This window comes from Pseudomonas sp. PDM22, from assembly GCF_014851965.1.
Classification (GTDB): domain Bacteria; phylum Pseudomonadota; class Gammaproteobacteria; order Pseudomonadales; family Pseudomonadaceae; genus Pseudomonas.
In genome coordinates, this window is sequence record NZ_JACVAR010000005.1 from 397,594 (window position 1) to 410,041 (window position 12,448).

The window sequence follows — 12,448 nt, forward strand, 5'->3', positions numbered from 1 at the left end:
CCTCCCAGAGTTGCGATTAGCCATTCGATCGCCGACGCACTAGGTGCGTGCAAATATAGAAAATCTTAAACAAACCTACCTCATATACTCCGTTCTATACCCAGAAAACCCCTTCCCATCGAAGAAAAAGCAAAACCTCCCACTCTTTATAACTCTATAAACAAGAATATCGCCAACAATACAAATTTTGTTATCGTGATCATTAAATAAAAGCCCCTTGCCCGGAGAATTCCCGCCCTTCGCCTCCGAGTACGAATCAATTGGCAGCGGGTAAACCTCTCCAGCTTCTTTATTTACAACAACAAGCGACTTCTGGTCATACTCCACTCTTTCAGGAATGGATATAAGAAAGAGCCCATTAAAGAAATTAGGCTTCTGCTCGCGAATCATCTTTCTTATTAGAAGCCCATGCCTTTCATCACAGAAATCAATGGGACTATAAGAAAAAGAACAGCCATCCAAGGTCTCACCTGCAATTACTACACGTAGTCCCCCTGCAACATCGACGTGCACACGCTCATCAGCACCACCGAAAACCAGCGGAGGAAGCAAAAACAACAGAACAAAGACTGCAGACGCCACTTTCATAACTGGGCGGCTCAACTGAAAATCCCAAGCCATTCGCGCAAACAGGCCAGGCCATTTAAACGAACTGAAGAAATTATTGTGACTTCTCTCATAGCAGACACAATCCAGATTGGACACCAGCGTTCAAACAACCCACCTCATACACTGTTATCAAAGAGAATGATTCACACACAAGAATCAGGCCCTGAAAAACCTCACTGCCCAAGTAACTCTCGAATCTCATCCAGCCTTCTTATCACCATCCGCATTGGACACACATCATGCATGGGAGATCCAACATATTTCTCGGCCAGCTCACACTGCATATCTCTATATAAAGCCCAACTTCTCTGCGCCGCTTCCAGCTTTCCTACATCCTCTGGCGAGTCATCAAGGTATTTAATTTTAAGATCATCAAAAGCGCTCTCCATCTCCTCACTCGCAGCTTTACCTGTAGAACTCGAGCAAGACATGACAGACATATTATTTGTCGCGCCATACTTTGAAATACACTCACCATAAATTTCAGAATAATTTATCTGTACCCCGCCATTAGCCGATTTGGCAAGAACTAAAAATATTGCACCACAAAGGCACAGAACTCTACGCAGCATCATAAATCTATTCCCCTCTACCGGACTCAATCCCACTCAACAGTTCACGAAGTGCCTTAGTAGACTCTGCGCTAGCACTATTAGCACTCCCTGCATAATACGAAAGATTCCCATCTGAAACCCGACCATCCGATATAACTCTTCCTGCCGGAGAAGCTATAGATGCCCATTCTTTTGAAGCTGCAAACTGGGCATCATCAGCACTACCCTTTCCATACCTGACAAATCTCTCCAGCGCCCCACCTCCGGCCTTACCTAACAAATACTCGGCAAAAACGCGCTCCTGCAACTCTTCAGAGTACTTCTCTTCCCCTGACAAGCCCAGTGCCGTTTTTGCAGACCTTAGAGTTCTGATTACCGTCTGATATTTACCGGTCGCAAACATTCTGTTTTGGTTATTCCCGGAAAGTTCATCCGTGGCAATTATCGAGTTTATAGTCTTCTCAGTTACAGTCCCTTTCGCTGGGCTATAAAATGAATAGCCCACCTTTCCATCTAGGACGTCTTTGGTCCCCGTGTTATATGACTCATAACCTCCTTCACCTTTAGCAATGACATCTCCTATGCGTCTAATCAGTATATCCACACAGCCAACTCCAAACTTACCAGTCAGCCCGACTGCTTGGATATGCCAAACCGCCCCCCGCATCGGCAGCCCCAACTTATCCGCCACTTCACTCCACCAACTCAACTTCTGAATCCGTTGCTTTTCCTCCCGCCAATTCTCGTTGGGTGTGGAGGAGGTGTCGCCATACAGTTTGTCCAGCACGTCCCATTTGCCGGGGCGCCAGTACCATTCGCTTTCGTAGTGAATGATCAGTTGCGCCAGGGATTGGGCCAAACCGGGTAGCGCGATGGCAGCCTGAATGGCTTCAGCGGTGAGAGGTGCCTCACGGCCCGGGTCAATCAAGTCGAACAGGCGGTTGCGCACCGGCCCCTTGTCGGCCAGGTCGGCCTTCAGCCGGGTGTCGCTGTCATCTTCCTCGACTTCGCCCAGGGCGCACATCAAAGCTGCGCAGTTGCGCTCCGGCGTTTCGGTGTTGACGATGAAGTCATAGCCCACCCACTCCCACGGGCTGTTCCACGGGGTAACGCCAACCTCTTCAAGCACCCAGCCGTCGAGCAGGGTGCGATTGGCATCGTGTAGCAGGCCGTCCAGGCGATACCAGTTGCAGGCCTTTTCGGTGGCTGTGGCGGGCAGGCTGATCCGGTTTTCCGGGCGCAGACCATCGAGCAGGCTTTTCGGCACCAGCAGATCGGCGGCGCTTTCAGCGCCTTGGGCGGCCGGCGTCGGTGGGTTCTGTTTGTTGAAACCTTCCTGATGGGGGATGACGCGTGTGCCTTTGGCCAACATCAGCCAGGTTTTACCGCTGGCCGGCAAGCGCTTCGCCCAGTCCCGACTTTGCTGGATGAACTCCCGCACCTTGTCGGCACTGAAGACTTCCAGGTGCAGTTTCTTCTGCGGCAAGGCTTCGCCGAAGTCCTGGTATTGGCCGAGGTGGCCGATGAGTTCGCCGGCCTTGATGGGCACAGGCTGTTCGAGGAATACGACCCCATCCTGTGCCTCAGGCTCGGTGGCAGCGAATTTCTCAAGCTGGGCTTCCGCGATGTAGCCCGGCAGTTGCCCGTCCTCTCCCGGCTCCAGTGGCGGTTCCGCCAGGCCGGAGACCAGAGCCTGGAGCTTACGGTACTTTCCGGCGCCGCTGATCCTGACTTCCGAGCCTTTGGCCAGGACGGACAGCACCGCGCTGCTGCCCTTGCCTTCGGAAAGCACATTTGCGCCGGTTCGCATCGGATCATTCGCCGTGGCTTTAACCCGGTAGCGCCCGGGGGGCGCACTCGCCTCCAGATCGCCAATCCAGACATAGCCTGGTAGTTCGCCACCTTCTGCCGCGATCAGGGCAGGCTCCGGTGAGCCTTCATGGATTGCCTTGAGCTTGCAGTAGCCTTGCGTTCCCGCAATTTCGATTTCGGCGCCACGGGGCAGTACTGCCAGAACCTCGCTCTTCTTGTTGGCGGCCTTGCGGATATTGAGGCCCAGGTCCAACGGGTCTGCCACGCTCGACTTGACGACATAGACGTCAGGAGCTGGCGTGCTATCGAGCGATTTGAACCACACATAGCCAGGGCCACCATGGTTGCCCATGGGCAGAGTTCCCTGCTGCGGCCCGGAGAGAATGGCTCTGAGCTGGCGGAAATTGCCGCTGTTGGCGATACGGACCTCGCTGCCTGGCTCCAGCACCGCCACGATGGAAGATTTCGCATTGGGAGAACTGCGTACATTCAACCCTTTGCGGATCGGATCGAGGGCATCTGCCTTGACCCGATAGCGCTGCCGCCAGAAGGCGGGGCGCGGCTGTTGCGGGTCAGTCTGGTACGTGGTCCAGTCCTGCAGGTGCATGTAGAGGCTGTAGAACGTCAGGCTGGGCGGCGCGTCCTGCAGACCCTCTACGGAAGGCGCCTGCAACCGGTGACGAACCAGCACGAATCCTGTCGCATAAGGCGCCTCATGGGTTTGCAGGGGTACCAGTCGGTGGGTGCTGGTGGGATATTTCGAATCGATGCGGTACGCCACCACCTCGCCATCGGCGAGGCAATGCACGCTCGACTGGTCCAGCACGCCAGCCGTGCCCGAGTCGAAGTGAACGCCACCGTGCCACAGCCCATTGCGGCCCAGAGGGTAAAAACCGGCGACCGCCCTGGAGAGCTTGGTCAATTGGAGGATCGGGTTTTCCTTGTCCCGGAAGGGATGACTCCAATTCAACGGGTGGACCTTGGCTGGAGCCGGCGCAGAAGCGCTTCCGTCAGGGGTCAATGTCCCATCGGTAAGGTCGGCGATATAGCGTTCGAACTGAGCCTGTTCCAGTTCTGCGTGCACGTGAATGGCGTAGGTCCGGGTTCCGCTGGCACCCGTGCCATCCTGGAGCCCGATGTGCTGCCCGTACGCGACGGTATCGCCGGTGGATACCAGAAAAGGCGGTTTCAGGTGCAGCACCTGTCCCAGCAGCTTGCCGCCCTGCCCTTCAAAGATCCTGACCGTGCCGTAAGATGAACTGGTTTTAACGTAGCCCGCGACAGGAGCCGGAACGCGAATGCTCTGGTTGCTTCCGTTAACCAACAGCACAAAGTCTTTCTTTATCAATGTGCGGCCATCAGGAGTATTTCGGATCTCCTCCAACTGGCCGTCGATCTCCTGATAGGACCTGTTCGGCTCCTGGCCTGAAGAAGGGTGGTGCTTTGCCAGATCGCTGTATTTATCAACGTTCTCGATAGCATTACCAACACTTTCGACTACGGTGTAGCGTTGCTCCGTCATTTCAGAAACTCCTTCTCCATCGCCAGGTCAAGTTGCCCGTCATATTCCGCAAGCAGCGCCGAAGGTCTTGAGTGAGAACTTCTTCCCACCATGGACCACTGTCAGCCGCATCAATCGGTCAGAAGACTCCCCATACTCACTCGGATTTATTGTTTTCTTTATGAAGACATCCACTTTGGTGGTACCGCTTGAAAAGCTTGAATATTTCTTTCCAGAGCCATTCCGCGCCACACCCAACAGTTTCCCATTAATCCTCAGATAGATTTTTTCATCAAATTCAACAGCGACTGGCTTTGCGCCCTTGAGCGCCATATTGTTTTTTCCGGCAGGAACATGAACACATTGAAAGGCTTCTATATCGCCAGACTCGTGATAAGCTGAAAGCGCTTCGGCAAGTGTCAGAGTTTGGATCCCTACGGGCGCCGTCACCGTCGCCTCGGGTGCTGCCACGCCAGGTACTGACGAAACAATCAGCGAAATCCATAACGTCATTCGGAGCAAAACCGAGTTCATAGCCTTTCTCCCGTCAGCTCAGCCAGAGTGGGCCTTGAAGCCCTGACCAAGGGTTTTGGAATCGGTCAATACGGACATATCAGGCATTTCCAGGGGCATGGTTTCGCCTGGCATGCGATTAATTCTCGCCTTGACTTCCAAGTCTGAAGTCCCCAGCCGAATAGCACCGGCCTCCAGCACCAGATAACTGCCACCCGCATTCAGGGTTATTTTCTTTTGCGCGGTAATTTTTATTTCATCTTCAGTACTGGCGATTTCCAGACCTTGTCGAGCCAGTATCTGCAACTTGTCGTTTTGCGCCTGTATCGTGATTGCCCCTTGATTGGCTACCAACTTCATCCCTAACTTCCTGGCGAATAGGCCAATAGTCTGGCCAGCGGCGAGGCTGAAGCGTTTTAAAACACTGAAGTCGGCACTCTCACCCGCTGTCGCAATCAGGTTCTCACCGGCGGTCAATTGCAGATTTTTCGGCGTGGTACAGGCCATTCCTGCCGGAGCCGATACAAGAAGCCCAGCGCCTTTCAGGTTATCCACGACCTTCATGAGTTGGTCCGGAGCGGAGCAGTCGCCAGGGACGGCCTGCGCAACTTCAGCGTCCTGCGCCAGCGATCTGGCCAATGCCAAGGCACTTTCCAGCTGCGCAATTGCCGCGTTCATGTCGAGCACCTGCCCTTGAGCACCAGGCTGCACATCAGTCGAAACAAAGAGCCCGCGCCCGGCGCGTATCGCGCCCCAGCCATCGGTGCGCAGTTCGAAACCTTCGCCGCGCTGCTGTCGCTGCGCATTCACCAGGTGCCCGAGGTTGAGCTGGCTCTTGCCGCTGTACTCGGTACTGAGCTTGATGTGCTCCTTGCCCCGCGAGTCATCCATGCGCAGCTTGTTGTTGGCCGGTGTGCGCAGGACGTTGCGCTTGTAGTTCTTCAGCGTGACGTGGTCGGGGTGCTGTGAGTCATGGATGGCGTGGGCGATGTAGGGCCGGTCCGGGTCACCGTTTTCGAAGGCAACGCGTACTTCGGTGCCTTGTATCAAAGGCAGGTGCAGGCCGTAGGTGTCGCCGGCATAGGGCCGCGCCAGGCGCAACCACATTGACTCACGCCCCGCGGGCCAGGTGTCGCGGTCGAACAGGAAGTGGCACTTGTAGCGGCCTTCCATGTCGATGTGGCCGTACAGGTCGTTCGGCTCCGGGCTGGTGACGCGGGCCGGGATGGTGCCGGCGATCACCGGTTTGGCCGGTACGTCCGGGCGGAAGCAGATGTGTTCGGCGTAGGGTATGGCTTCGAACTGCACTTCATAGCTGCGGTCGCGGGCGGCGCTGCTGTGCAGGCGTACGATCACCGCGCCGGAGGCGAAGGCTTGTGGCGCGCCGTCGAGTTTCAGTACCTGGCCGGGGGCGATGGCCGGGCTGCTGGTGGCGCCGGTCAGGCGGATGCGCTGGTTGAGATAGCGCTCGTGCGCGAGGCGTGCGTAGAAGTAGCCGCTCTCGCTTTCCAGGTCTTCGTCCTGGGCATAGGCGTCGCCCAGCTTCTGGTGTGGTTCGCCGTAGTGGTAGGCCTCGCCGTAGGTGGTTTTCGGCGATTTTAGCTGGTCGATGCTGGCGTCCAGTTGCGCGCCGGCGTCGCGGTAGTAGTAGGCGCGGTTGCTGACCTGCTGCTGCACGACTGCATGGCTGATCTGGAGGTTCCACACGGCATCCTGCCCGGTGGCCTCCAGCGACGACAGCGGACGCAAGGGCAACGGTGGCGCGGGGAGGTAGTGCCGCTGGTCGTCCGAGAATTTGCACACATCGATTTTCAGCCGCGCGTCCATGCTGAAGCGGTACCAGATGCCGACCTCGGCGGTGAGGCGCTGGATGAAAGCCAGATCGTCCTCACCGTACTGCATCGCCTGTTCGCGCTGCGGGTATTCGCGGGTCAGGTCGAAGAGGAAGTCCTGTCCTTCGAACTCGTTGCGGCGCAGCACCTGCTCGACGATTTCCGGCACGCTCTGGTTCTGGTAGAGACGGTACTGGCGGGCGCGGTCCAGCAGTTTCAGGCGCGGTTCGAGCGTCACTTCGTAGTGGGCTTCGTCACGCGAGCCGGAGAGTCGTTTGAACGAGGTGATGCTGCCGTGCAAGGTGCGCAGCGGTGCGGCAATCGGCGGCGTGTAACCGGGAATGCCCAATTGTTCGGGCGGCGCGCGCAGGCTGAAGCTGGCGTCCTTGAGCAGGAAGGTGTCGGCGTCGAGGTCGCGATCGGTGCTGGTGAATTCGATGCGGTAGGCGAAGGTCTGGCTCAATCCTTCGCTGCCGCTGAACGCCAGCACGTCGAGTGGCGCGACAACGCCCTGGACCCCGAGGCTGTGACGGGAATGATCGAAGAACGTACGCAGCTCATTGAGCATGGTTCAACTCCTTCTGGTGAGCCCCATTGCTGTCGCTGAATGTCAGAACGACGCCCTCCTCTTCGCTGTAGCCAAGGCTCACCCAGCGGCTCGACTGGTGGGTGGCCTGACGCTGCAGCAACTGCTGGCTGAGGACGGGAAGGATCTGCTGGTTGAGCAGGCTGTCGATGTTGCGGGCGCCGCTGTCGGGCAGCAGGCAGGCAGCCACCAATGCGTCCTCCAGCCCCTCACCGACACGGCACTCCAGGCCGTAGTGACGCTGCAGCCGGCGCGCGACCTGGGCGAGCTTGATGGCGACGATGCGCTTTAGCGCGGTTGCATCCAGCGGGCGGTAGATCAACGTCTGGAAGCGCGCCAGCAGCGCGGGCTGGAAGTGGTCGCGCAGGGCCGGGCGCAGCAGTTCCTGCAGGGCGCTATCGGGTGCGTCGGGCTGTTCGTCGACCAGTGTTTGCAGCCAATCGCTGCCGAGGTTGGAGGTCATCAGGATGACCGTGTTGCGGAAGTCGATCTCGCGCCCTTCCCCATCACGCATGAAGCCGCGGTCGAAGACTTGGTAGAACAGGTTGAGTACGTCGCGGTGGGCCTTCTCCACTTCGTCGAGCAGCACCACGCTGTACGGACGTTGGCGCACGGCTTCGGTGAGCACGCCGCCCTGGCCGTAGCCGACGTACCCCGGCGGCGAGCCCTTGAGCTGGCTGACGGTGTGGGCTTCCTGGTACTCGGAGAGGTTGAGGGTGATCAGCGATTTCTCGCCGGCGAACAGGCAGTCGGCGAGTGCCAGTGCGGTTTCGGTCTTGCCCACGCCACTGGTGCCCACCAGCAGGAACACGCCCAGCGGGGCGTTCTCGCTGGTCAGGCCGGTCTTGGCGGCACGCAGGCGCTGGGCCAGCGCCGCTAGCGGGCCGTCCTGGCCGATGACCCGCTCGCCGAGGCGACGCTCCAGGTCGAGCAGCCCGGCCTGTTCGTCCTTGAGCAAGCTGCCCAGGGGGACACCGGTCCAGTCGGCGATGACCTCGGCGACGCTGCGGGCTTCAACGTCCAATGTCAGTAATGGATGTTCCTGTTGGGCGTCGGCCAGTTGAGCCTTGAGCGATTCGATATGGGCATGGTTGGGCGACTCGGCCTGGCGCGCCTGCAGCAGTTGCCGGGTCAGCTCGCACTCGCGCCGGTACTGCCGTTCGAGACGATCCTGGCGCTGCGAGAGATCGGCTTCGCTGATCGCTATCGCTTCCAGGCGCTCGCCGGCGCAGGTGCCGGCCAATTGCGCATCCTGCTGCAGCGCCTGGCGCTCCAGCTCCAGGGCCGCACGCTCGGCCTTGACCTGCACCAGGACCTGGGGCTCGCAGTCCAGCCCCATGCGCACGCGGGCGCTGGCGGTATCGAGCAGGTCGACGGCCTTGTCGGGTAGTTGTCGCCCGGTGAGGAATCGCCGCGACAGGGTGACGGCGGCCTGCACCGCCTCATCCTGGATATGCACGCCGTGGTAGCTGGCGTAGCGGGACTTCAGGCCGCGCAGCATCAGGCAGGCGCCGGCATCGTCGGGCTCGTCCACCTTGACCATCTGGAAGCGGCGCTCCAAGGCAGCGTCGCGCTCGAAGTACTGCTTGTACTCGGACCAGGTGGTGGCGGCGATGGTACGCAGTTCGCCACGGGCCAGGGCCGGCTTGAGCAGGTTGGCGGCATCGGCGCCGCCGGCCTGGTTGCCGGCGCCGATCAGGGTGTGGGCCTCGTCGATGAACAGCAGGATCGGCGTGGGCGATTGCTGGACAGCGTCGATGACATTCTTCAGGCGCTGCTCGAACTCGCCTTTCACGCCAGCGCCGGCCTGCAGCAGACCGAGATCGAGGGTGCGTACGCTCACCGGCTTGAGGCTGTCCGGCACGTTGCCTTCAGCGATGCGCAAGGCCAGGCCCTCGACCAGCGCAGTCTTGCCCACGCCGGGCTCACCCACCAGTATCGGGTTGTTCTTGCGCCGGCGACCGAGGATATCGATCACCTGGCGAATTTCATTGTCCCGACCGTAGACGGGGTCGATACGTCCTTCCCGCGCCTTGGCGGTGACGTCCTGGGTGAACTTGTCGAGGATGGCGAGCAGTGCGTCCTGCTTGTCTTTCGGCGCCGCCAGTTCTGTACGCGGGATTTCGGCCAGGGCTGCCTCGCGCTGCTGCTGCGGCCGCTCTTCCGACTGCTCGTCCAGCCAGGGCACCAGGCGCTCCAGCTGCACTTCGCTGAGGCTCAACAGCGGCCACGCTGCTTCGCATTCCAGCAATGCCGGCGTTTCGAGCAACGCTGCGAGCAGGTGGATCGAACGCAGGCTCTGGTTGTCCTCATTCAGTGAGGCGCGCAGCCACGCGTTCTTGATCAACTGCTGCAGCTTGTCAGCCAGCTGCGGCTTGCCGCGCACCTGCCGCGGCAGGCTGTCGAGATGGTTCAGCAAACCTTGCCAGATGCCGTCCAGGTCCCACTCATAGCGCCGCGCGATCAGCGTCAGATCGCCCTCGCCCTGCTCCAGCAGCTTGAGCAGCCAGTGTTCGATGCTGATGACCGGGTGGGCACGGGTCTGGCAGAGGGAGGCGGCTGCGCTCAGTGCCTGGGCGCAGTAAGGGTTGAGGCGGCGAAGCAGGTGGGCGGGCTGCTGTCCCATGATGCGTTCCTTGCTCGTGACGGTGCCGCTGCCAAAAGTCGGCAGTGACGAATCACTGGTGATGTCTCGGGAAGGTGGCTGGCCGCCGGAGCCCCGGCGGCCAGCCTGATCACGGCCATCGGGCTAGCCCGATGGCCGAGCGAACGACGTCAGGCGGTCTGGCGTTCGTTCCAGGCATCGGCGTGGATGATGTTGCCGTCCTTGTAGGTCCAGGTGATCTTCTCGTAGCGCAGTTCCACCTCTTCGAGGTGGTTGTGCTTCTCCTTGGACGGGTCCTTGATGTCGTGCATTTTCGGCGCGACTTTCACGACCTTGACGTTCTCCAGGAGAGTGTTGAAGTACTCGACCTCCTGGCCGGCGTCATCGATGCGGTACCACTTGAACTCGGCGCTCTTGAGGGTCTGGCCGGAGCTCACCGCCTTGTAGAAGTACGGGCTGGAGGCATCGATTTCCTTGGTGAACTTGAAGGGCGTGTGGATGCGGGTGCCAGTCAGCTTGCCGGTGTTGTTGTCGGTGGGGATGTACAGGCTGTGATCCTGGGCCACGACTTCGACACTGCCTTCGCGGCTCTGGACGTTGACCGAACCTTTGATGTCCGCGCCGCCGTCGTCTTTCAGCCACAGGTAAACGGGAATTGCCATGGGAAGTTCCTTCTACTGGTTGGAAAGCGTCGCCTGGTAACGAGGCGACTGGGGTTGTCCTTCCGGTGCCTGTGCCGGGAGCGCACAGGCTCCCGTTTCCGGCACCAGACGGATATCGACCCGGCGGTTGGCCGCTCGGCCCGCCGGTGTGTCATTGCTGGCGATGGGTTGCGAGGCGCCATGGCCTTGCACCGCGAAACAGCTGTCGGGCAGATCGCCCATCTTCTGCATCCAGTCGCGGACCGCAGCCGCGCGATTCCGTGACAGCGCCAGGTTGCGCGCGTCGTCACCGGTGGAGTCGGTGTGCCCGGCGATTACGATCAGCCAGCCCGGCTGCGCCTTGATGTCCACCAACGCGTTGACCAGCACCTTGGTCGAGCCCGGCTTGAGCTCGGCACTACCGCTGCCGAACAGCGAGAGGCTGTCGAGCCGGACGGGGTCGGGAATCTTCATCGCGGGCTGGACGATGGCGATCGGCACGCGGTAGGCGGCGATGGCGGCCAGCAACGGGGGGCGAATCCGCTCCGCCGTGTACAGGCCAAGTCCGAGAGACAGGGGTTCGCCTTCGCGGTAATAGCGATCCAGCCGGGCAGCATCCTTGCGCAGGACGGCCATCGCCCGTTCCCGGAGGCCGTGCTCGGGCTGATCCAACGTAGAAGGCTCGGGGATTGTCTGGTAGCGGCGCAGGTCGTCGATAACCTGGCGAAGCAGGAGAACGTTCTGCCAAGCCGAACTGCACAACGCGACGACGCCCGCGAGAACGAACACCCACACTGCACGCAGCAGGGTCCGCCGGGTTGGAGTGAGGCCGGGTTGTCGAGGCAACGAGGCCAGGAAGGGATCAGGGAATGGCTGGGTTACCCGGCTACCGGTTTCGGAGGCCGACAACGGCTCCAGTGCAGTCCGCTCATGTACCCAGCTCGACCACAAATTGCCGGGGGGCGCAGCCGACGAGCCGGGAACCAGTGCCATGGCGCAGGCGACCGGGAGACACGGAGAAACCTTGGCCACTCGGGACGACAGGTGCGGCAGTACCGCATTCGCCAGCCAGCTCGCCAGGCTTTCGGCCTCGACGCACAGGCGCATACGCTGCGCGCGCGAAGGGATATCTGTACAGCTCTGTTGCCAGTGATCCAACGGCACGCTGGCCGAACCATCGAGAACCGCCAGCCCTTCGTGGTCCACCTCGCAGGTGAACCACGAGCTCTCGCTGCGCGCCGCCTGCAGATAGCTTCCCAGCAGAATCGGCAGCGCCACGCCACTGCGGCGAACGCGAGAGACCTGAAGACGAAACGACTGAATGCTCCCCGCCAGCAGGGCCTGGTCCGGTCGCTCAGCGGGATTGACGATGTAGAAGGCACTGATCTGCCCCGCCCAGTGCGGTCGGTTCGCCAGCAGATACTCGACGATGGATGACAGGCGCTCGAGGGCCGGCACCCGCACGTAACAGCCTTGCTCCGCCACCCGCACGACCAGTTGCTCAGCCGGCGCATCGCCGAACAAGGCATGCAACCCATCGCCACAGACAACGACGACTGGCTGACGAAATTCTGCCGAGGGCAACGCGCACCCTTTGGCCATTACCATGGTCTGACGCTGGCGTGAGGCCACACGACCGGCATACAACCAGCCGAGTACTACCAGCAGAAGGACAAGCGATGCCGAGATGACGCGCTGCCAGGGCGACCAGGGAAATATCGCCAGCGTCAGGACCAGCCCCAGTACCCCGGCCCAAAGCCACAGCGCGCGCATCCATTTGAGCTGCATGGGCATT

8 protein-coding genes are annotated in these 12,448 nt (G+C 60.1%); all 8 read right to left on the reverse strand.

The window, feature by feature from the left end; all coding sequences use genetic code 11:
- Nucleotides 1-75 precede the first annotated feature (75 nt).
- Nucleotides 76-705 carry a hypothetical protein gene (locus IB255_RS19665; protein ID WP_139791569.1) on the reverse strand — a complete coding sequence of 210 codons (630 nt, stop codon included), beginning with the start codon at nucleotides 703-705 and terminating at the stop codon, nucleotides 76-78.
- 77 nt (nucleotides 706-782) lie between these two features.
- Nucleotides 783-1,184, reverse strand: coding sequence for a lysozyme inhibitor LprI family protein (locus tag IB255_RS19670; RefSeq protein WP_081518205.1), 402 nt, complete (start codon nucleotides 1,182-1,184; stop codon nucleotides 783-785).
- 4 nt (nucleotides 1,185-1,188) lie between these two features.
- On the reverse strand, nucleotides 1,189-4,497 hold the full coding sequence (locus IB255_RS19675) for an SH3 domain-containing protein (protein WP_192210721.1): 3,309 nt from the start codon (nucleotides 4,495-4,497) through the stop codon (nucleotides 1,189-1,191).
- A gap of 39 nt (nucleotides 4,498-4,536) precedes the next feature.
- Nucleotides 4,537-5,010 carry a hypothetical protein gene (locus IB255_RS19680; RefSeq protein WP_139791570.1) on the reverse strand — a complete coding sequence of 158 codons (474 nt, stop codon included), beginning with the start codon at nucleotides 5,008-5,010 and terminating at the stop codon, nucleotides 4,537-4,539.
- Between the two features lie 18 nt (nucleotides 5,011-5,028).
- Nucleotides 5,029-7,389: a type VI secretion system Vgr family protein gene (locus tag IB255_RS19685; protein ID WP_192210722.1), complete on the reverse strand. Its 2,361-nt coding sequence runs from the start codon at nucleotides 7,387-7,389 to the stop codon at nucleotides 5,029-5,031.
- On the reverse strand, nucleotides 7,379-10,033 hold the full coding sequence (gene tssH / locus IB255_RS19690) for a type VI secretion system ATPase TssH (protein ID WP_192210723.1): 2,655 nt from the start codon (nucleotides 10,031-10,033) through the stop codon (nucleotides 7,379-7,381). Before tssH ends, IB255_RS19685 begins: the two co-directional genes overlap by 11 nt.
- Nucleotides 10,034-10,182: 149 nt before the next feature.
- Entirely contained in the window at nucleotides 10,183-10,674 is a 492-nt protein-coding gene (locus IB255_RS19695; RefSeq protein ID WP_017519252.1) for an Hcp family type VI secretion system effector, read from the reverse strand.
- A gap of 12 nt (nucleotides 10,675-10,686) precedes the next feature.
- Nucleotides 10,687-12,447 (reverse strand): OmpA family protein, encoded by a 1,761-nt coding sequence (locus IB255_RS19700; RefSeq protein ID WP_318652766.1) that lies wholly within the window; start codon nucleotides 12,445-12,447, stop codon nucleotides 10,687-10,689.
- Between the last annotated feature and the right edge of the window lies 1 nt (nucleotide 12,448).

Coding starts and splice junctions, on each gene's coding strand:
- IB255_RS19685 (WP_192210722.1), bottom strand. CDS start 7,389: ATGCTCAATGAGCTGCGTACGTTCTTCGATCATTCCCGTCACAGCCTC.
- tssH (WP_192210723.1), bottom strand. CDS start 10,033: ATGGGACAGCAGCCCGCCCACCTGCTTCGCCGCCTCAACCCTTACTGC.
- IB255_RS19670 (WP_081518205.1), bottom strand. CDS start 1,184: ATGATGCTGCGTAGAGTTCTGTGCCTTTGTGGTGCAATATTTTTAGTT.
- IB255_RS19675 (WP_192210721.1), bottom strand. CDS start 4,497: ATGACGGAGCAACGCTACACCGTAGTCGAAAGTGTTGGTAATGCTATC.
- IB255_RS19700 (WP_318652766.1), bottom strand. CDS start 12,447: ATGCCCATGCAGCTCAAATGGATGCGCGCGCTGTGGCTTTGGGCCGGG.
- IB255_RS19680 (WP_139791570.1), bottom strand. CDS start 5,010: ATGAACTCGGTTTTGCTCCGAATGACGTTATGGATTTCGCTGATTGTT.
- IB255_RS19695 (WP_017519252.1), bottom strand. CDS start 10,674: ATGGCAATTCCCGTTTACCTGTGGCTGAAAGACGACGGCGGCGCGGAC.